We start from the raw sequence: 18,280 nt of genomic DNA, 5'->3' as shown, positions 1-18,280 counted from the left end.
GCCCGCATCCATCACTGGCACCCCAGCGGATCACCGCCGGATCTGCGGCTGCCGCTGCTGCCGGTCGCGGTCTCGGTGCTGGAACTGGCGGCGTCGCGCAGGCGATATCATCTGCGCCGCTGCGCCGATCCGAGCTGCGGCTGGGTCTTCCTGGACGAAACGCGCAACCAGTCACGCCAATGGTGCTCGATGGAGGGCTGCGGCAACCGCGCGAAGGCGCGCGCCCACTACGCGCGCCGCAAGGCGCGCGGGTGAGGCTCGACGGACGATGGGCTTGTCAGTCCGATCCTTCCGGCGCGTCGTTCAAGCCATCGGGCCTGGAATTCCGACAGGATCGTCGGACTGAGGCCGGCGCTCGGGCCATAGCGCGGCAGTGGTCTGACCATTCGGCGCGCCATTCAAAGGCGAAGGCGCGCTGCCATTCCCGCTCTCGTCGACCGCGGTCGCCCTGTCGGGCGCCGCCGCATCCGGCGTCAGTGGCCGAGGAGGGATCGGTACAAGCTCAAGTACCGGTCGGCCATGCGCTCCACCGTAAAGCGCGCGGCAACGGAAGCCCGGCAGGCTGCGCGATCGATCTCTCCGATGCGGTCGACAGCCGCGACCGCTTCATCGACGCTGTCGACCAGGAAGCCCGTGACGCCATGCTCGATCAGCTCCGGCATCGAGCCTCGGTTGAAGGCGATGACTGGCGTGCCGCAGGCAAGCGCTTCGACGACGGATAATCCGAAAGGCTCCTCGAAGTTGATGAGGTGAAGCAGCGCCCGCGCCGAGCCCAGCGTTTTGGTGCGCAGCGCCCCGCCAACAGGTCCGAGATAGGTGACCGACCGATCGTCGAGGGCGGGAACCACCTGCGCCGCGTGATAGCCCTCGTCCTGGACGATGCCGGCCATGACCAGCCGCTGCTCTGCCCGGCGTGCCGTCGCGATCGCTTCGGCCGCGCCCTTATCGGGGTGGATGCGACCAAAGAAGAGCAGGTCCTGGCTGCCATCAGGGTCGAAGGGAAAGTCCTCGAGCCGGATGCCATGATGAATCACGGCAGCATAGCGCAGGTCCCGATGGCGATCGGCCTCGCTGATCGCGACATAATGGACGCGATCCTCATAGGTCTTGAAGACGGGCAGGATGCGGTCCGACGAGAAGCCGTGGATCGTCGTCACGACCGGCGTCTCGACCAGTCTGGAGAATGCGAGCGGCACGAAATCCGCCTGATTGTGGATGAGGTCGAACTCGCCTGCGCGCTCGAAGACATGGGCAACATGCAGCATCTCCCAGACCTTGGCGTCGATGGCAGGGTCCTCCGAATAGGGCGCCGGGCAAAGACCCGCGAGCGTGCCGGAGGTCTGGCTGTCCCCGGTGGCAAAAAGCGTGACATCGACGCCGCGCTCGACCAGGGCCTCGGTCAGGAGGCTGGTCACCAGTTCCCATGGACCGTAATGGCGGGGCGGCGTCCGCCAGGAGATCGGCGCCAGCATGGCGATGCGCAAGCGGTCGTCCTTCCCTCGTTCTGGATCAGGCGGCAAGGATGACGCCTTCGTCTGGCCGGAGCAGCAGCACATCGTTCTCGATGAGGGGCGCCGCGGCGAGCGTCGAAAGCAGCAAACGGCAACCGGTTGTGTCCCTGGGTAACGCCAGGCGCTGCGGCTGTCCGCCGAGATTGAGCGCGATGATCAGCCGCTGAGCGCCCTCGCGCCGCTCATAGGCAAGGACGTCGCCGTCGGATTCCAGCAGCGCGAAGGCGCCGACCGCCAAGGCCGGATGGTCGCGYCTGAGTGCCAGCAGCTGGTGATAGAGCCGGAGGATCGAGGCAGGCTCCGGCATCATCCGCGCGACATTCCGCGTCGGCCAGTCCGCATTGAGTGGCAACCAGGACTGGGCCGTGCTGAAGCCCGCATGGGCGCTTCCATCCCACGGCATCGGCGTACGCACCGGATCGCGGCCCAGGCCGAGCCCGGGTTCACGCAGGCCGCGCGGGTCGTGCAGCTGTTCGGGCGGGATTGGGACATCGCTCAGACCGAGTTCGTCCCCGTAGTAAAGCGTCGGAGCGCCCCGCAGCGTCAGAAGCAGCATCGCCGCGACGCGGGCTTGAGCCTGTCCAAGCCTGGTGGCGACGCGGGGCCTGTCATGATTGCCAAGCACCCAGTTCGGCCAACCGCCCGGCGGAAGTGCCGCCTCGTAAGTGGCGATGAGCGCAGCCAGCGCGCGCGCCTCCCAGACGGCCTCGATCAGTTGGAAGTTGAAAGGCAGATGCATTTCCGGCCGCTCACGTCCGTAATAGTGCATCAGGCGATCGACCGGCAGATAGATCTCGCCGATCAGCACGCGCTCACCGCGCCCGGCCGCGCCGTACCCGTCGGCAATCGCGCGCATCTCGGCAGCGATCACATGGACTTCCGCCTGGTCGGTCGAATGGAGCTGGAGCACGCGGTGCATCTCGGCGAGCGCGGGGTGATAGGCCGGGTTCGGCGGATTGTCCGGGAAGCTCCCTGCCTTGATCAGGTGCCAGAGTACGTCGATACGGAAACCGTCCACGCCACGGTCGAACCAGAAACGCATCACGTCGTACATCGCAGCCTGGACGGCGGGGCTGCGCCAGTTGAGGTCCGGCTGCTGCTTCAGGAAGGCGTGGTAGTAATATTGGCCGGTGGCTTCGTCCCATTCCCAGGCCGAACCGCCGAAATCGCTCACCCAGTTATTGGGCGGCCCGCCATCGGGAGCGGCATCGCGCCAGAGATACCAGTCGCGTTTCGGATTATCGTGCGAGGAGCGGCTCTCGACGAACCAGGCATGCCGGTCGGAGGTGTGGTTCGGGACGAAATCGAGCAGGATCTTGATCCCGCGCGCATGGGCCTGGGCGAGCAGATCGTCGAAATCGGCGAGCGTGCCGAAACGCGGATCGATGTCGCAGTAATCGGCAACGTCATACCCGAAATCGACCATCGGCGAGGGATAGATCGGGGAAATCCAGATCGCGTCGATCCCGAGGCCGGCGAGATAGTCGAGCCGTTGCCCGATACCCCTGAGATCGCCCATGCCATCGCCATTCCCATCCTGAAAGGAGCGGGGATAGATCTGGTAGATCACACCGCTCTGCCACCAAGGCGCGGTCATGGGAGCGGGATGCCAGGAGCAGCCGCAGCGGCGGCGCGGTCGAGCGCTTCCTTGTTCAGCCGCTGATCCTTGAACCTGGCGGAGTTGGCGTCGCGGGCTTGAATGATGGCCTCAGTCTCTGAGCTGATCCGGTTGCGCGACAGGGATCGGGTTTGCGTCTTGAGGGATGCGGTTTCCGCCTGGGTGCGGGCTCTGGTTTTTTCGGACAGTGGCTTCTCCCGATCGGTGCTAAGCCAATACCATCGGCGGATATGAAAAAGGCCAGGCGTTGAACCTGGCCCTTCCTTCCAACCTCATGACCGACACCAGTACATCCGTGGCTATCGGTGAGGCTGAATAGCGATTACGCGGCTTGCAACTGCTCGGCGGCCATCTTGCCGGATTTGGCGTCGCGGACCGCTTCATAGCCAAGCTTCTGGCCTTCGACGATCTCGCGCATACCAGCGCGTTCGATGGCGGAGATATGGACGAAGACGTCCTGGCTTCCGTCATCTGGCTGAATGAAGCCGAAGCCCTTGGTGGAATTGAACCATTTTACTGTGCCGGTGCTCATCACGAACTCTCCTTCTGGCAATACTTGTCGGCCACCGAGCGAATGCCCGATGGGTTCACCACGATTTTCGAAGGGGGTTCGTCAGGCGCGCATAAACACGCGGAGAAAACAGCCAACAAATTATCGACAATCAGACAGTAAACGAATTATCGAAAAAGTAAACAACAAGTTTCATTACGGAAGAAATCAAATAACAAGGTGCTGGGCTCCAATAATTTTTCGACGAAATTCAAGATTTTCGAGAAAGAATTGACCCTGTTCAGCGATGCCCGTTCGTCATGACGTGAAATATCGGTGCCGATGATGCCGAAATTGCCGAGGAAGCCCGGAAAGCTGAGAGCCCGCCTGAGGATGATCTGGGTTGGCGGAGCGCCCGCTTGAGCCGCTGCGCTCGCTGACGGGGAGCACGGGCTGACCCKCGAGTTGACGAGGCCTCAGTGTAAATTTCAAAAAACAGCAGAGAATGGCACTGCGGTGAAAAGAAAATCTGTGATCGAAAAAGATGATACTGTTGGTCATCGGACAATTTTATTCCGATGAGGAAAGATAAAAATCATGAAAATCCCTGCAGAACTGAAGCCGGCCGCCTGGGGCGCCGTCGGTGGAGCTGTCGCGCTTGCAATTATCGGCTTCAGCTGGGGCGGCTGGGTCACGCAGGGTAGGGCGGAGCGCGACGCCGCGGCGCGTTCCAGCACGGCGGTGATCTCCGCCCTCTCGCCGATCTGCGTGGTCAGGTTCCAGCAGCAGGCCAACGCGACAGAACAACTTGTCGAGCTGAAGAAGATCGGCTCGTGGCAGCAGGGCGAGTTCATCGCGAAGGGGGGATGGGCGACAATGCCGGGTAGCTCGTCACCCGATTCCGATGTCGCCAAAGCCTGTGCCATCGCTCTCGGGCTGACCAAGACCTGAGGTCACTCCGGCGTCGGGTTGCCGCCTGCGGGTGACCCCTTGTCTTCGTCCGCGGATGGGCTGCCTTCGATGTCGATCCGCGCGCGACGGCGCTCTGCCCGTTCAGGCCTTCGGGAACCAGATCAGCCCGGCCGGCTTCGGGACAAGGCCGATTGGCTTGCCGGGCTCCAATCCCCTGGCATCCTCGGGCGGAACGCTGGCGACGATCGCGCTGCCGTCGCCGAGCCGGGCATGGAGATTGGCGATCGCGCCCTGATAGGAGATCTGCTCGACGGTGGCCTTGAGGCTGCCCGGGGAGGCGTGATCGGCAAGCGCGATTGCCTCCGGCCGCAGGAGGGCTTCGCCCTGGGCACCGGGTACCGCGGCGGCACCGGGATCGAGCAGGCGCATCTCCAGCCCGGCCGCAAGCTCCGCGACGGCGTCCTGTCCCTCACGGCGCAGGATGCGGCCGGCGAGGAAGTTCGCCCTGCCGATGAAATCCGCGACGAAGCGATTGGCCGGCCGTTCGTAGATCTCGCTGGCCGAGCCGATCTGCTGCAGCTGGCCGTCCTTCATCACCGCGATCGTGTCGGCGATGCTCATGGCTTCGGTCTGGTCATGCGTCACGAAGATCGAGGTCAGTCCGAACTCGCGCTGCAGACGCGACATTTCGAGGCCTGTGCTCTCGCGCAGCTTGGCATCGAGATTGGAGAAGGGCTCGTCGAGAAGCAGGATCGACGGGTTGATGACGAGCGCGCGGGCGACCGCCACACGCTGCTGCTGGCCGCCCGAGAGCTGGCGTGGGAGCCTGTCTGCGAGGCCCGACAGCTTCAGCTTGCCCAGCATCGCCGTCACGCGCTGTTCGCGCTCGGCGCGCGCCACGCCGCGCCGACGCAATCCGAAGGCGATGTTCTCGGCGGCGCTCAGATGCGGGAACAGGGCGTAGTTCTGAAACACCAGGCCGGTGTCGCGCTTATGCGCGGGCAGCGTCGTGATATCGTTGTCGCCGACCCGGATCGAGCCTGAGGTCGGCGCGATGAAGCCCGCCACCATCCGCAACGTCGTCGTCTTGCCGCAGCCGGAGGGACCGAGCAGCGCGAGCATTCGGCCTTGCGGGATCTTTGCGCTCATGTCGGCGACGGCGACCGCCGAGCCATAGGTCTTGCGCAGGTTTTGAAGCTGGATGTCCATGGTCAGTTCCGGCGGCCTCCGAAGGTGCCCAGCAGGTGGTAGAGGATCATCAGGCCGAGCGTCGCCAGGACGAGCAGGCCCGAGACCGCTGCAACGGACGGCTCGAAGCCGAGCTGGACCGCAGAGTAGATCATGACCGGCAGCGTCGGAGCCCCGGGCTCCGCCAGGAACAGCGCCAGCACCACCTCGTCGAAGGAGGTGATGAAGGCGAGAACCGTGCCGGCGACGATGCCGGGCCGGACCACCGGCAGAACGACCAGGAAGAAGGCGGTGACCGGCGAGGCCCCGAGATTGCGCGCGGCCTCCTCGAGGCTGCGGTCGAAGCGGCGCAGCACCGGCAGCGAGACGCGCAGCACATAGGGTGTGCAGACGATCACATGCGCGGCAACGAGCTTCCAGGAACCGGCAAGAAGCCCGGTGCGCGTGAAGAACAGCGTGAGCCCGACGGCGAGCACCAGGGTCGGCAGGATGAGCGGCGAGAGGAAGATGGCTTCGAGCAGCCGCCGGCCGGGAAAGCTGAAGCGGGTCAGCGCGTAGGCCGCCGCGACGCCGATCGTGCAGGCGATCAGCGCGCTGACGAGCGCAATGCGCAGGCTGACGGCGAGCGCCGAGAGATAGCGCGTGTCATGCAGCGCGGCGGCGTACCATTTGAACGTCAGTCCCCGCGGGGGGAAGGCGAGATAGCCGGTATCTCCGAGCGGCGCGGCGACGACGACGAGGATCGGCAGCAGCAGGTAGACGAAGGCGAGTACGGCCAGCAGCAGCAGCACGAAGCCGAGCGGTGAACGGAAGGAGATCGTCATCGCGCCGCCTCGCGTTCGCCACGGCCTTCGAGCAGGGCGCCATAGGCCAGGGACAGCGCGAGCACGGTGACCAGCAGAATGGTCGCCAGCGCCGCGGCAAAGGGCCAGTCCAGCAGCTCGATCGCCTGTTCGTAGATCGCCGTCGCCATCACATTGGCCCGCGCGCCGCCGACCAGGCTCGGGGTCGCGAAGGCGCTGATCGCCAGCGAGAAGACCAGGAGCGACCCCGCGACGATGCCGCCGCTCGCAAGCCGCAGCGTGACGAGGCCGAGCGCGACGCTTGGCCGGGCACCGAGGCTCATCGCGGCATATTCCAGATCGCGGTCGATCGACTTGAAGACGCCGTGCAGCGTCAGGATCATCAGGGGCAGCAGCACCTGCGCCAGCGCGATGATGACGCCGGACATCGTATACATCGTCTGCACTGGCCGGTCGGCGAGCCCAAGCGCCATCAGGCCATGGCTGAGGAGCCCGTCGCGGAAGAACAGCACCATCCAGCCGAAGGAGCGCACCACGGCGCTGACCAGCAGGGGAAAGGTCGTGAGCAGCAGGAGAAAGCCCGCCCAGCGCGACTGTGCGCGGGCGAGCAGATAGGCGGTCGGCACGCCGAGCACGAGCGTGATCGCGGTCACGGCCGCACCGAGCCCGAGCGTGCGCCCCAGGATTTCCCAGTAATAGGAATCCCCGGCAAAGCGCTGATAATGCGCGAGCGTGATGCCGGTCGCGTCGCTCGCGCTGATCGCCAGCAGCGACGCCTGCGGCCAGATGAAGAAGACCGCGTAGACGAAGGCGCAGGGAGCAAACAGGAGGACGGGCGCGAAGAGCGCCCACCGCGGCCCGCTGCTGCGCGTCGCTGCCTTGGTCACCGTGCGATTTCCCGGTTCCAGCGCTCGATCCAGGAAGCGCGCTTGCCGTTGATCTTGTCGCGGTCGAGCTGCGCGAGCTTGTCCACCGAAGGAACCTCGCCGGTCAGATCGGCCGGCAGTTTGGTCTCGGGGTTCGAGGCGGTCCAGCGCATCGCGCGAGCGATTTCGATTTGTGCCTCGGGCTTCAGCATCGCGTCGATCGCGGCATTGGCGATGTCGGCATTCTTGGCGCCCTTGGCGACGCAGGCCGTGATGAAGACCGCCGGGCTGCCTTCCTTCGGCGTCGCAAAGGCGACCGGCAGGCCGGCCTGCTGCAGTTTGAACGTATTGCCGGTGTCGTAGGGCATGATCCAGATATCGCCCTGGCCGAACAGCGTCGGCAGGTCGGAAGCCGCCTTGAAGATCGTCTCGCCCTTGATCTGCTTCATCGCCTCGAAGCCGGGCTCGATATTGTCCTCGCTGCCGCCAAAGGCCTTGGCGAGCATGACGAGGAAATCGACACCGTAACCGTTGGTGATCGCCGGAAAGGCGATGTGACCCTTGTATTCCGGCTTCAGGAAGTCCTTGTAACTCGTTGGCGGAGTGGGAATTTTGTCCTTGCGGTAGACGATTCCTTCGGCGATCACGGCCCAGGTCACCCAATGGCCGTCCGGATCCCTCAGCCCCGCCGGGATCTGTCCAAGCCGGGAGACGCCCGAGAGCGGCTGGCTCAAGCCCTCGCTCTTGGCGAAGGCTTCCTGGCCGCCCGAGAACTGGAACAGGTCGATCTGTGGGTTGCCGGCCTCGGCCTTCATGCGGGCGAGCGCAGCCGCCGACTGCATCGGTACCTGCGTCGACGAGGCGCCGGTCGCCTTGTCGAAGGGGGTGAAGACGGCCGACTGGATGATGTCCATGGTCGAACCGCCGAAGCCGGAGCTCACCAGCTTGCGTCCGGCGAAGGCTTGGGCCTGGGCCTGCGCCGAGGAAAACGGCAATGCCGTCGAGGCGGCGAGCGCTGCAAGAAGCTGGCGCCGGTCAAGAGAGCTGGTACCCATCACGATCCCCTTTGTTGGACCGGGCATCCGAACCCGGTCTGGTATTACCGAGTTCAAGTGCAAGGCTCAGGCCGCGTCATATCCCTTGGTCCCGACCAGCTCGAAAACCTGGTCGCCATTGTAGATCGGCATATGCGGGCGGCGGATCGAGCCGACCCAGGCCTTCTCGACCGGGCAGCGCACCTCCTCGACGACATCTCCGAAGAGATCGACGATATCGGCCAGATGCTGGTCCTTCACCACGTCGTCGCCAGGCCCGACCTTTGGAATGAACAGGCCGCCCTTGATCGCCTTGTGATGGATCGCGTCGCCGCCGAGGCGGAACTGCGCCGGCAGGACCGGCGCGCCCGGCAGCATGCCGCGCGCCTTGCAGACGTTGAAGATCGCCAGGGTGAGGCGATCGAGATCCTCGGCGGTCACGCGGGCGCCGCCGCCGCTCTCGACGATGAGCGAGGGCTTGCCGCTCCTAGTGTAATGCGTGAAATGGCAGCCCGACAGGCCTTCCTCGAGCGAGTTCCAGACATTCGGTGCGCCGCAGGCGCGTCCCAGCCGCTCCGATTCGATGCCCTCGGGCGTGCCGTTATTGTGAAACAGCGTGTAGTGGCAGGTGATCGTGAGATCGCCGCCCGAATGCAGGTCCAGCATCGCGTCGGAATGGGCCAGCGACAGATCGAGCAGCCGGTGGGCGAGCTGATAGGTGTGGTGGCCGCGCGGATCGCCGGGGAAGACGCGGTTGAGGTTATAGCCGTCCTGCGGGGTGAGCCGGTTGTAGCCGCGGAAGCCGAGCGGATTGGCCAGCATCAGGCAGACTACCCGGCCGGAGAGCTCGTTCAGGTCCACCGTCTTCAGGAAGCGCTGGATCGCGAGCGGGCCAACCACTTCCGGGCCGTGGATGCAGGCCTGGAGCCAGAGCGTCGGACCGTCCTTGCGCCCTTCGGCGATCAGGACCGGCGAGWAGATCGCGCCATCCGGATAAGAGCCAAGCTCGACATGGCCGCGGGTGATCTCCCCCTTGGCCGGTTTGGCTGTCCCGATCATCATTGGCTCCGCTCTCTCGTTCGCGGCTGTGCAGTACGTGCTCGCTGTTGTTATGTATCCTGAGTCGTCCCATATATGTCAACACTGTTATCTCTAATGGAACAGCAATGAGCTCGCTCGAAAATGGACTGCGCATTCTCTCCCTCGTCAGCGAGGAGCGACCCGTGTTGCGCGTGGGCGAGGTCTGTCGCGAACTCGACATGCCCAAGGCCTCGGTCTCGCGGCTGCTCAAGACGCTCTCCGAGGCCGGCCTTCTGGAGCGCGAGGAGCGCGACCAGGGCTATGTCGTGGGGGGAAAGGCGCTGGATCTGGCTGCGCTCTATCTCGCGCGGCACAACCTGCTCGATCTCGTGCGGGTTGCCATCGACGATCTGGTTCGCGAATTCGGCTTCACCGGCCATGCCGGAATCGTCGCGGGTCACGAGCGCGTGCTGCTCGTCGCGCAGCAGGGGACCTACGCGCTGCAGCACACCGGCTCGGTCGCCGAGCGCAAGCCTGCCTTCGATTCGATCATCGGACGGGCGATCCTGGCACGCCTCGATGACGCGCAGGCGCTGGCGCAGCTCGATGCCCAGGGCAAGCTCGGCATCCGCGCCAGCATGAGCGACGACGAGGTCAGGGCCGAGTTCGCCGCCATCCGCAAGGACCGGATCGCCCGCTCATCGAGCCTGATCACGCCGGGCATCTCCTCGATCGGCGCAGCCATTGCCGATCCAGGCCGCAACGAGATCATGGGCCTGTGCCTGTCGTTTCCGACGATTGCGGCCGATGCGGCGATCCAGGACCGCATCGCTTTGAGCGTCGCAAGGCATGCGCAGGCGATCGGCCTGCGCATGCGCGATCCGGTCTGGTTGCAGGGGGACTGACCGGAGCGGCCGGCGGGGCGTTTCAGCGAGCCCCGCCCTGGGCGCGAGGGGGCATCGCCCGGGCCGGATTGGGCGCGGCTGGTCTGCGCTCCGAGGCACCGCGACCGCGATTGCGGGGTGGACTGCGGGGCGCCAGTCCCGCCAGGAAGCGGCCATGCTGCTCCACCCCGCGCGTGAGATGAGCGTCAAGGCGTTTGGCGAGGGAATGGAGCAGGGCCAGGAGTTTGAGGGTACGCTGCAACATGACGGCACGCATTCTGTCGGTGCGCATCTCTTCCCGGGATGCACCTGACAGATATTGCGCGTCATTTTGCTTGCGATGTGCTTCTGCAGAGCGCGCCATAAACGCTCCATAAGCCACCCGCGGGCGGTTCTGCGCCCGGCATGTCAGTAGGGTTTGGGCTTGTCGATGCGAGCCCGGCCGGGCGCTCCCGGACACGCGGCGCCCTTACGTGAGGTCCATGCCGATCCGCATCGAATCCTTATGCGGAACCAGCCGAGACTGTGACGGTGGTCGCGCCTGACCGTCCTCCCGAGCGGGACAGCCTGTCGGGACGATGGCCCGCAGCGACGCGCCACGATCGATGGTCTGACAGGGTGAGGTTTCCGATGGATCACTGGCTTCGCGGGATGTTCACTCCGATGGTGACGCCCTTCAGCGGCAATAGCCTGGACGAACCAGCCTTCCTGCGGCTGGTGGATTGGCAGATCCAGGAGGGGGCGGACGGCATCGTTCTCGGCTCTGCCAGCGGCGAAGGCTCGACGCTGACGGACGAGGAGCGCATGCGCTTGCTCAGGCTGGCGCGGGCCGCCGCGGGGCCGGTCTATCCCATCATCGCGGCGGCCGGGTCGAACGCGACGGCGCAGAGCATCGCCGATGTCCGCAACGCCACCGCGGCGGGAGCCAATGCGATCCTGCTGCGTCTGCCCTATTACAACAGGCCGACCCAGGCCGGTCTCGTCCAGCACATCCTTTCGGTTGCCGCCGCGACCCCCTTGCCGTTGATCATCGACAATGATCCCGAGCGCTGCGCGGTCGAGCTCCCGCCCGAAACCCTGGCCGAACTGGCGGCGACGCCGACCATCATGGGCGTGCTCGAGCGTCGCGGCGACGTCGCGCGCTGCGACCGGATCATGCGCAGCTGCAGCCGGCATTTCATGCGCCTGACCGGTGCCGGCGACACCATCCCCGCCTATCTTGCCTCCGGCGGCTGCGGGGCGCTCACCAGCATCGGCAATCTTGCGCCGCGGCTGCTGGGCCGGATCAGGGAGGCCTGCCGCATCGGCTCCTTCGAGCAGGCGCAGATCCTGCAGCGCCGCCTGGTTCCGCTCCTCGGCCTCACTGCCCCGGAGCCAGACCCCGTCGCCATCAAACTGGCATTGTCGCTCCAGCATCCCGGCATCAGCCCCGCCTGTCGGTTGCCCCTTGTCACGGCGGCCGCGTCGCTCGTCGAGGACCTGACCTATGCGCTCGACGATCTGCCCCGGCCGATCAACGGCCGCGCGGTCCATCGGCTTTCCGCCGCCTAGATCATCGGCCCGAAATCGCTTCTGGCCCGATGATCTAACCCTTTGTGTTTGCATCGGCTTTCCCGAAAACCGCAATCCACTTTTCGGGGCCGATGCTTTAGGCGCGGAACCCAGCCCTGCCTCTGAAGGAACCACCGTGCCGGTGATGCCCCTTACGCCTGCCTTRTGCCGCAGGATGACAGCTCGCATAGCGAGCTTACGGGGAGAAGGCCGATCATCCGCTTTTCGCATGACGGAGGCGAACATGGTCACCTATGAGGCATCCCTGAGGCGGCGACGCGAAGCAGTCTATCACGCTGCCCGCCGTCATCAGCCGTTCGGCGGGATCGCGCGCGACCTGTTGCAGTCCCTTGTCCTGCTGCTGCTTTTGGCCTGCATCCTGGCGGTCCGGATCAATTTTATGGCACCGAACTAGGCGCACGCCGCAAGCGCGGCTGCCGATGCAGGATTGGCGCACCATATGGTGGGCATGCCCACCGGCATCAGGGAGATTGCCATGAGCACCCTCAGGTCTCCGGGTGAGTTCGAGCTTCTGCCGGACCCCGATACGCTGACGGCCTTGCAGCTCTTCAAGGCTCCGATGGTGGTCCGCTATGTCCTGGCGGTCGCGATGACCGTCATCGCAACCGTGGTGGCGGTCGGGCTCGACAACGCGGTGACAATCCCGAACCTGTCGCTCGTCTTTGTCGTCCCGGTGGTGATCGCGGCGGTTTTCTTCGGGCTGGGACCCTCGCTCTGTGCGGCGGTCCTCGGGGCGCTGTCCTATAATTTCTTCCTGACCGAGTCGCGTTTCACGCTACGCGTCGACGACCCCGCCAGCATCTGGGCGATCGGGCTGCTCTTTGTCGTCGGTCTGATCACAAGCGCCGTGGCCTCGACCGCCCGCCGCAGGGCAGACGATGCGGCGCTGGCGCGGCGGCAGGCCGGGATCGTGCGGTCCTACAGCCGGGACATCGTCGCGGCCGGCGAACCCAGGGCGGTCTTCTCCCGCACCGCCAATGCGCTCGAAACCCTGTTTCAGGTCCCGGTCATCGTGATGCTGATGTCCGAGCCCCTGGGCGATTTCGTCGAGAGACGCGGCGCCATCGAGCCTCGCGAGGTCGACATCGACGCGGCACGCTCGTCGCTGACCACCGGTACGGTTTCGGTGGCCGACGTCTACCCCTTCAATGGCTCGCGCTTCGATTTCTGGCCTGTGATGACGTCAGTGGGAAACCGCGCCGGCATCGGGCTGGCGTTCGATCCCGAAGAGCGCCCACCGCAGCCCGGCACCCTTGTCGAAATCATCGCAAGCCTTCTCGCCCTGGCCCTCGATCGTCAGCATCTCCGGACCGGGTCGAACGGCGTCGCAGACGAGCAGGGGGCATCCTAGGCCTTCCCCTGCCGTTGTGGACGCCTACGAGGAACTCCGTCCGATCAGCAGCGCTGCCCGGTAGCTCGGTTCGCCATACCGGGCCATGCGCTCCAGGACTGAGATATGGATGGGAAGGTCGAGCACGTCGGCCTCCGTTTCCAGTGCGTCCGTCTCGATCCAGGGATCATTCAGCAGGAACAGGTCGTCATGGACGGCGTGGACGACAACCCAGTGGGGCGCTGTCCGGCCGTGCGTTTCCATCTGATCGATCAGAACGACGGCAATGGCACCCTCGGCGATGGCGTCCCGCAGCTCCCAGCTCTCGAAGGCGCGATGTTCGACATCGATGCCGGAGGCGAGCACCCGGCTCTTGAAGTCGGCCTGGACGAAGGTCATCAGCTCGCGCTTGGCCTCCGTGTTGCCGCGGTCAAGCAGGACCGGCTCCGAAGCGCTCATGAACAGCCGGAGCGCATAGCCGCGCGCGGCAACGGCCAGTGCGAGCCCATACGGGTCGCAGCCGCCCGGACCCGTCAKCCCGATGACGGTCGTGGCTTCGCGCCACAGGGCGATTTCGAGCTGGCGATCGGGAACGACCGCGGGCTCGAGGCCTGCAAAGGCCATGGCAAGTGAAGCGGGGCCGCAGGTGAAGCCGGTCGATTGCGGGTAGAGCGGTGCGACCGGCTTCGGCGGCCGCTGCGCGTTGCGCAGCTTGCGCTCGGTGTAGACGGAGCCCTGTTCGGCAGCCGCAATACCGGTCAGCCTCCGCAGGGCCGGCGGCAGCTCGTCATCTCCGGTCGCACTGGCAATCCGCCAGGTCAGGATATCGGCCTCGAGCGAGATCAGTTCGAGCGCGGCGACCAGCGCGCGGCCAATCTCCTCGCCGGCGCCATTCGCGTTCGCTGGATCGACCCAGAACCTGACGATGCGCAGCATCGCGGTCGTCCGGCGGCGAAGCCCGGCGAGAACTCCGACAATCACGGACCCTTGTCTTGCGACGAGAATGAGCTGCCCGGGTGCGGACAGAAGAGGGCCCAGGCGGCTGGCAACCTCCGCCGGCAAGCCGAGCGGCGCGTCCTGGCCGCCGGGAATGCGCGTGACCTCGATTGCTGGCATGGTCAGTTGGTCCCGATGCGAGAGCCGGAGGCGGCCGCAGCACTCCGATAGAGCGACAGCAGCTGGGCGGTGCGCGGCGCATGCCGCGGGGTTTGCGCCGCGGCCGGAGTCGATGCGAGCTCGCGCCAGCGGTGGCAGGCAACCGAGCGCCCGTCATCGCCCGGTGTGAGCGCAGGCACTTCGCGCTGACAACGCGCGACGGCGAATGGGCAGCGCGGATGGAAGCGGCAGCCGGACGGCGGATTGAGCGGGCTCGGCATGTCTCCGGCCAGCACGGCGCGGCTTCGGCGTGCGCCAGGTCGCGCAACCGGCGCGGCGGCCAGAAGCGCCTGCGTATAGGGATGTGCCGGGCGGGCGAAGATCGCGTCCTTCGGGCCGATCTCGACGATATTGCCGAGATACATCACGGCGACGCGGTGGCTCAGGTGCCGGACGACGGACAGCCCGTGCGAAATGAAGAGATAGCTCAGTCCGAGCCGTTCCTGCAGGCGCCGCAACAGATTGACGATCTGGGCCTGGACCGAGACGTCGAGCGCAGAGACCGGCTCGTCGCAGACGATCAGCCGCGGCTCGACGGCCAGCGCACGCGCGATCCCGATGCGCTGGCGCTGTCCGCCGGAGAACTCGTGCGGGTAGCGATCTGCATGTCTGTCGGCGAGGCCGACCAGGCCGAGCAGCTCGGAGACCCGGGCGGCAACGCTGTGCCTGTCGGCGAGGCCGAAGAGCAGGGCGGGCTCGGCAATCAGCTCGCCGACCGTCATGCGGGGATTGAGCGAGCCGTAAGGGTCCTGGAAGATCAGCTGGACATTGCGGTGCAGGGCGCGCCGCTCGCTTGACGACAGGGTCGCGATATCTCGCCCCTCGAACAGGATGCGTCCGCTGCTGGGGGCCGTCAGCCCGACCAGCATTCGCCCCGCCGTGGACTTTCCGCAGCCGCTTTCGCCGACGAGCGACAGGGTTTCGCCCGGTGCGATCGAGAAGCTGATGTCGTTGACGGCGCTCAGCCTGCGCCTTTGCCACGGCCATGTGCCTGCGACGCTGAACTGCTTGCTCAGCCCGTCGACGGTGAGAAGCGTGGTGGCGGCATCCACAGCCGGCATCATGCCTGCCCTTCCTGCATGAGGGTTTCCAGAAGCGGTGTGCGCCAGCAGGCGGAGGAATGCCCCGGCCTGACTGTGCGGAGTGGTGGGACCTGCGTGCTGCACCGCGCAATGGCGAACGGGCAGCGGGGCTGGAACCCGCAGCCGGGAGGCAGGGCCAATGGATCGGGCGGGCCGCCCTCGATCGGCGTGAGGGGCTCCTCGTCGCCATCGATCGCCGGCATCGAGCTGAGGAGGCCGACGGTATAGGGATGCTCGGGGCTGTCGAACAAAGCCCCGACCGGAGCGGTCTCGACGATGCGCCCCGCATACATCACCGCGACACGGTCGGCCATCTCCGCGACGACCCCGAGGTCATGGGTGATGAGGATGATGGCGGCTCCGGTCGTGGCCTTCAGCTCCCGCATCAGGTCGAGAATCTGGGCCTGCACGGTCACGTCGAGCGCCGTTGTCGGCTCGTCGGCGATGAGCAGCCTGGGACGGCAGGCCAGCGCCATTGCGATCATCGCCCGCTGGCGCATGCCGCCGCTGAGTTCATGCGGATAGGCCTTGACCCGCGTCTCCGGTGACGGAATGCCGGTCAGCTGCAGTACTTCGATCGCCCTTGCATGCGCCTGGGCACGGCTCGCCGGCTCATGCAGCTGGATCGCTTCGATGATCTGGTCGCCGATCGTCTGAACGGGATTGAGCGACGTGTTGGGCTCCTGGAAGATCATGCCGATCTGGCCGCCGCGAATGTCGCGCATGGCATGGGCGGGCTTGGCGACGAGGTCCTCGCCGCGAAACAGGATTTGCCCCGCCGCGATCTCGCCCGGCGCAGGCACGAGCCTCAGCAACGAGAGCGACATGATGCTCTTGCCCGAGCCGGATTCTCCGACGATGGCGAGCGTCTCGCCGGCGCCGACGGCGAAGTCGACCGCGTCGACCGCCATCACCTTGCCGGCAGCGGTGTTGAAGCAGACGCGCAGTCCGCGGACCTCGATCACGGGTGTCTCAGTCGTCATCGGCGCAATTTCGGATCCGTGAGGTCGCGGAAGGCGTCCCCGAGAACGTTACAGGACAGCACGATCACGAAGATCAGCAGGCTGGCGGCGGTCGACACATGCGGCGCCAGGAAGATGAAGCTCCGCCCCTCGGCCGCGATGCTGCCGAGTTCCGCGGTCGGCGGCTGCAGGCCGAGGCCGAGAAAGCCGAGAGCCGCTGCGAGCAGGATCGTCTCGCCGAATTGCAGCGTGCAGTAGACGACGATCGAGGCCGCGCAATTGCGCAGGAGGTAGCGATGGATCAGCGTCGCGTCGGAAAGCCCGATCACGCGGCCGGCCTCCATATACTCCGCCTGCATGACCGTGGCCGCCGCCGCGCGGGTGACGCGGGCAATCCGGGGCGAGGCCGATAGCCCCAGCGCGATCACGAGACTGTCCATCCCGATGCCGAGCATCGCTGCGAGCGCGAGGCCGAACAGGATCGAGGGAAACGAGAGCAGGACATCGACGATGCGCATCAACGGCCCTTCGAGCCGGCGATAGAACGCCGCCAGGAGCCCGATGCTGCCACCGATCAAGGTGCCGATGGCGACCCCGGCGAAGCCCAGGATCAGGGTCGTCCTCGTGCCGTAGAGCAAGCGGGTCAACAGGTCGCGGCCCTGAGAATCCGTTCCGAGGAGGTGAGCGCCGCCGGGAGGACGCAGCCGCAGCCGGAGATTGGTATGATAGGGGTCGAACGGCGTCAGAAGTGGCGCAAACACGGCTGCCGCGACGATGACGAGAAGGAGGATCAGCGCAGCGAGCGCGACCTTGTMGCTCCTGAGGCGCTGGAACATGCCCGGCCGGGACGGGCGAGCAGCTGTTACGGTCGATGCGGGACCCTGGGCGCTCATCGCAGGGCACTCCGGATGCGCGGATCGAGCAGGCCGTAGAGCGTATCGACGATCAGGTTCACGACGATGAAGCCGCAGGCGATCACGAGAATGGCGCCTTGCGCCATCGGGAAATCGCTCGACACGATAGCGCCCACCGCGAGCCGGCCGACGCCCGGCCAGGAGAAGATCGTCTCGGCGATGACTGCGCCGCCGAGCAGCGATCCGATCTGGAGGCCGATCAGCGTCACGACCGGGATCAGCGCCGTCCGCAGCGCATGGCGCGTGACGACCTGGAACTCGGACGCGCCCTTGGCCCGCGCGGTACGGATGAAATCGGCACCCAGCACCTCGACCACCGCCGTCCGCGTCATCCGTGCGACCGGGCCGATGAAAATGACGCCGAGCATCAGTGCCGGCAGTGCGACGTGATGCAGGCCCCGCAATGTCCAGAGCGGTCCGCCACGCCCCTGGAGCGGAAACAGCTGCCAGCGATAGGCCGCAAATTGCAGCAGCAGCAGCCCGACCCAGAAGGCCGGTACCGACACGCCGGCCACCGACAGCGCCATGACCGCGCGATCGAACGCTTTTCCGCGCCGTGTGGCGGCAAGCGTGCCGAACAGGATGCCGAGCGGCACCGCCCAGCTCAGGCTCGCCACCATGAGCTCGACGGTGGGGCCCAGTGCCGATGCAAGCTCGTCGAGCACCGGGGCGTTGTTGATGATCGAGCGGCCAAGATCGCCCTGGGCGACCCGCAGGATGTACAGCCAGAACTGCACCAGGATCGGGGCGTCGAGACCGAGCTGGCGCCGGATAGCATCGATTTCGGCCGCCGTCCCCGTGGGGCCAGCGATGATGGTTGCCGGGTCGGTGGGAATGACCTGCAAGAGCAGGAACCCGGCGAAGAGCACCCCCAGCAGGATCGGTAGCGAGCTCAGGAGGCGCCAAAACAGCTGTCGCGTCACGTCGATTCGTCCCTGG

The 18,280-nt window shown here is 66.0% G+C and carries 20 protein-coding genes; 7 read left to right on the top strand and 13 right to left on the bottom strand.

Annotated features, from left to right (window positions below; all coding sequences use genetic code 11):
• Positions 1-255: CGNR zinc finger domain-containing protein (locus tag AC1D34_RS07135; RefSeq protein ID WP_476823864.1), on the top strand; the 255-nt coding region annotated here is incomplete at its 5' end.
• A gap of 218 nt (positions 256-473) precedes the next feature.
• On the opposite strand, the gene AC1D34_RS07130 is transcribed toward AC1D34_RS07135, so the two are convergent.
• From AC1D34_RS07130 to AC1D34_RS07120, 3 genes are all read right to left on the bottom strand, one after another.
• Positions 474-1,484: a glycosyltransferase family 4 protein gene (locus AC1D34_RS07130; protein ID WP_476823863.1), complete on the bottom strand. Its 1,011-nt coding sequence runs from the start codon at positions 1,482-1,484 to the stop codon at positions 474-476.
• Positions 1,485-1,509: 25 nt separating this feature from the next.
• Positions 1,510-3,108, bottom strand: coding sequence for an alpha-amylase family glycosyl hydrolase (locus AC1D34_RS07125; RefSeq protein WP_476823862.1), 1,599 nt, complete (start codon positions 3,106-3,108; stop codon positions 1,510-1,512).
• Between the two features lie 343 nt (positions 3,109-3,451).
• Positions 3,452-3,661: a cold-shock protein gene (locus AC1D34_RS07120; RefSeq protein ID WP_113518820.1), complete on the bottom strand. Its 210-nt coding sequence runs from the start codon at positions 3,659-3,661 to the stop codon at positions 3,452-3,454.
• Between the two features lie 555 nt (positions 3,662-4,216).
• Here AC1D34_RS07120 and AC1D34_RS07115 point away from each other — a divergent pair.
• The gene (locus AC1D34_RS07115; protein WP_441492359.1) at positions 4,217-4,570 is read left to right on the top strand and encodes a hypothetical protein; all 354 of its coding nucleotides are present in this window, start codon (positions 4,217-4,219) and stop codon (positions 4,568-4,570) included.
• Positions 4,571-4,672: 102 nt separating this feature from the next.
• On the opposite strand, the gene AC1D34_RS07110 is transcribed toward AC1D34_RS07115, so the two are convergent.
• From AC1D34_RS07110 to AC1D34_RS07090, 5 genes are all read right to left on the bottom strand, one after another.
• Positions 4,673-5,740, bottom strand: a complete 1,068-nt coding sequence (locus tag AC1D34_RS07110; protein ID WP_476823861.1) for an ABC transporter ATP-binding protein — start codon at positions 5,738-5,740, stop codon at positions 4,673-4,675.
• A 2-nt stretch (positions 5,741-5,742) separates the two neighbouring features.
• A complete protein-coding gene (locus tag AC1D34_RS07105; protein WP_476823860.1) occupies positions 5,743-6,543 on the bottom strand; it encodes an ABC transporter permease in 801 nt (266 codons plus the stop codon).
• Positions 6,540-7,409 (bottom strand): ABC transporter permease, encoded by an 870-nt coding sequence (locus AC1D34_RS07100; protein ID WP_441492362.1) that lies wholly within the window; start codon positions 7,407-7,409, stop codon positions 6,540-6,542. The genes AC1D34_RS07105 and AC1D34_RS07100 overlap by 4 nt, the downstream gene beginning before the upstream one ends.
• Complete coding sequence (locus AC1D34_RS07095; RefSeq protein WP_476823859.1) at positions 7,406-8,443, bottom strand: extracellular solute-binding protein; 1,038 nt, start codon at positions 8,441-8,443, stop codon at positions 7,406-7,408. Before AC1D34_RS07095 ends, AC1D34_RS07100 begins: the two co-directional genes overlap by 4 nt.
• A 66-nt stretch (positions 8,444-8,509) precedes the next feature.
• Positions 8,510-9,481 (bottom strand): succinylglutamate desuccinylase/aspartoacylase family protein, encoded by a 972-nt coding sequence (locus AC1D34_RS07090; protein ID WP_476823858.1) that lies wholly within the window; start codon positions 9,479-9,481, stop codon positions 8,510-8,512.
• Positions 9,482-9,588: 107 nt separating this feature from the next.
• Between AC1D34_RS07090 and AC1D34_RS07085 the strand changes: the two genes are divergently transcribed.
• The 5 genes from AC1D34_RS07085 (at position 9,589) to AC1D34_RS07065 (ending at position 13,249) form a co-directional block, all read left to right on the top strand.
• On the top strand, positions 9,589-10,347 hold the full coding sequence (locus AC1D34_RS07085) for an IclR family transcriptional regulator (protein ID WP_476823857.1): 759 nt from the start codon (positions 9,589-9,591) through the stop codon (positions 10,345-10,347).
• Positions 10,348-10,501: 154 nt separating this feature from the next.
• Complete coding sequence (locus AC1D34_RS07080; protein ID WP_476823856.1) at positions 10,502-10,639, top strand: hypothetical protein; 138 nt, start codon at positions 10,502-10,504, stop codon at positions 10,637-10,639.
• A 317-nt stretch (positions 10,640-10,956) separates the two neighbouring features.
• Positions 10,957-11,877 carry a dihydrodipicolinate synthase family protein gene (locus AC1D34_RS07075; protein WP_476823855.1) on the top strand — a complete coding sequence of 307 codons (921 nt, stop codon included), beginning with the start codon at positions 10,957-10,959 and terminating at the stop codon, positions 11,875-11,877.
• A 244-nt stretch (positions 11,878-12,121) separates the two neighbouring features.
• On the top strand, positions 12,122-12,292 hold the full coding sequence (locus AC1D34_RS07070; RefSeq protein ID WP_476823854.1) for a hypothetical protein: 171 nt from the start codon (positions 12,122-12,124) through the stop codon (positions 12,290-12,292).
• A gap of 81 nt (positions 12,293-12,373) precedes the next feature.
• The gene (locus AC1D34_RS07065) at positions 12,374-13,249 is read left to right on the top strand and encodes a DUF4118 domain-containing protein (RefSeq protein ID WP_476823853.1); all 876 of its coding nucleotides are present in this window, start codon (positions 12,374-12,376) and stop codon (positions 13,247-13,249) included.
• A 24-nt stretch (positions 13,250-13,273) separates the two neighbouring features.
• On the opposite strand, the gene AC1D34_RS07060 is transcribed toward AC1D34_RS07065, so the two are convergent.
• From AC1D34_RS07060 to AC1D34_RS07040, 5 genes are read right to left on the bottom strand one after another with little or no spacing between them, the layout of a single operon-like run.
• Positions 13,274-14,344: a peptidase C39 family protein gene (locus AC1D34_RS07060; protein ID WP_476823852.1), complete on the bottom strand. Its 1,071-nt coding sequence runs from the start codon at positions 14,342-14,344 to the stop codon at positions 13,274-13,276.
• A 2-nt stretch (positions 14,345-14,346) separates the two neighbouring features.
• Positions 14,347-15,447, bottom strand: coding sequence for an ABC transporter ATP-binding protein (locus AC1D34_RS07055; RefSeq protein WP_476823851.1), 1,101 nt, complete (start codon positions 15,445-15,447; stop codon positions 14,347-14,349).
• Complete coding sequence (locus AC1D34_RS07050; RefSeq protein WP_476823850.1) at positions 15,444-16,448, bottom strand: ABC transporter ATP-binding protein; 1,005 nt, start codon at positions 16,446-16,448, stop codon at positions 15,444-15,446. The genes AC1D34_RS07055 and AC1D34_RS07050 overlap by 4 nt, the downstream gene beginning before the upstream one ends.
• The gene (locus tag AC1D34_RS07045) at positions 16,445-17,320 is read right to left on the bottom strand and encodes an ABC transporter permease (RefSeq protein WP_476823849.1); all 876 of its coding nucleotides are present in this window, start codon (positions 17,318-17,320) and stop codon (positions 16,445-16,447) included. Before AC1D34_RS07045 ends, AC1D34_RS07050 begins: the two co-directional genes overlap by 4 nt.
• Positions 17,317-18,264 (bottom strand): ABC transporter permease, encoded by a 948-nt coding sequence (locus AC1D34_RS07040; RefSeq protein WP_476823848.1) that lies wholly within the window; start codon positions 18,262-18,264, stop codon positions 17,317-17,319. Before AC1D34_RS07040 ends, AC1D34_RS07045 begins: the two co-directional genes overlap by 4 nt.
• Positions 18,265-18,280: the final 16 nt, after the last annotated feature.

The sequence above is a fragment of the Allobosea sp. P1_A7 genome, assembly GCF_056406775.1.
Note: the sequence above shows the minus strand (reverse complement) of the source record. Positions and strands in the feature narration are given on the sequence as shown.

Coding starts and splice junctions, on each gene's coding strand:
- AC1D34_RS07120 (WP_113518820.1), bottom strand. CDS start 3,661: ATGAGCACCGGCACAGTAAAATGGTTCAATTCCACCAAGGGCTTCGGC.
- AC1D34_RS07115 (WP_441492359.1), top strand. CDS start 4,217: ATGAAAATCCCTGCAGAACTGAAGCCGGCCGCCTGGGGCGCCGTCGGT.
- AC1D34_RS07110 (WP_476823861.1), bottom strand. CDS start 5,740: ATGGACATCCAGCTTCAAAACCTGCGCAAGACCTATGGCTCGGCGGTC.
- AC1D34_RS07105 (WP_476823860.1), bottom strand. CDS start 6,543: ATGACGATCTCCTTCCGTTCACCGCTCGGCTTCGTGCTGCTGCTGCTG.
- AC1D34_RS07095 (WP_476823859.1), bottom strand. CDS start 8,443: ATGGGTACCAGCTCTCTTGACCGGCGCCAGCTTCTTGCAGCGCTCGCC.
- AC1D34_RS07085 (WP_476823857.1), top strand. CDS start 9,589: ATGAGCTCGCTCGAAAATGGACTGCGCATTCTCTCCCTCGTCAGCGAG.
- AC1D34_RS07080 (WP_476823856.1), top strand. CDS start 10,502: ATGCTGCTCCACCCCGCGCGTGAGATGAGCGTCAAGGCGTTTGGCGAG.
- AC1D34_RS07075 (WP_476823855.1), top strand. CDS start 10,957: ATGGATCACTGGCTTCGCGGGATGTTCACTCCGATGGTGACGCCCTTC.
- AC1D34_RS07070 (WP_476823854.1), top strand. CDS start 12,122: ATGGTCACCTATGAGGCATCCCTGAGGCGGCGACGCGAAGCAGTCTAT.
- AC1D34_RS07065 (WP_476823853.1), top strand. CDS start 12,374: ATGAGCACCCTCAGGTCTCCGGGTGAGTTCGAGCTTCTGCCGGACCCC.
- AC1D34_RS07055 (WP_476823851.1), bottom strand. CDS start 15,447: ATGATGCCGGCTGTGGATGCCGCCACCACGCTTCTCACCGTCGACGGG.
- AC1D34_RS07050 (WP_476823850.1), bottom strand. CDS start 16,448: ATGACGACTGAGACACCCGTGATCGAGGTCCGCGGACTGCGCGTCTGC.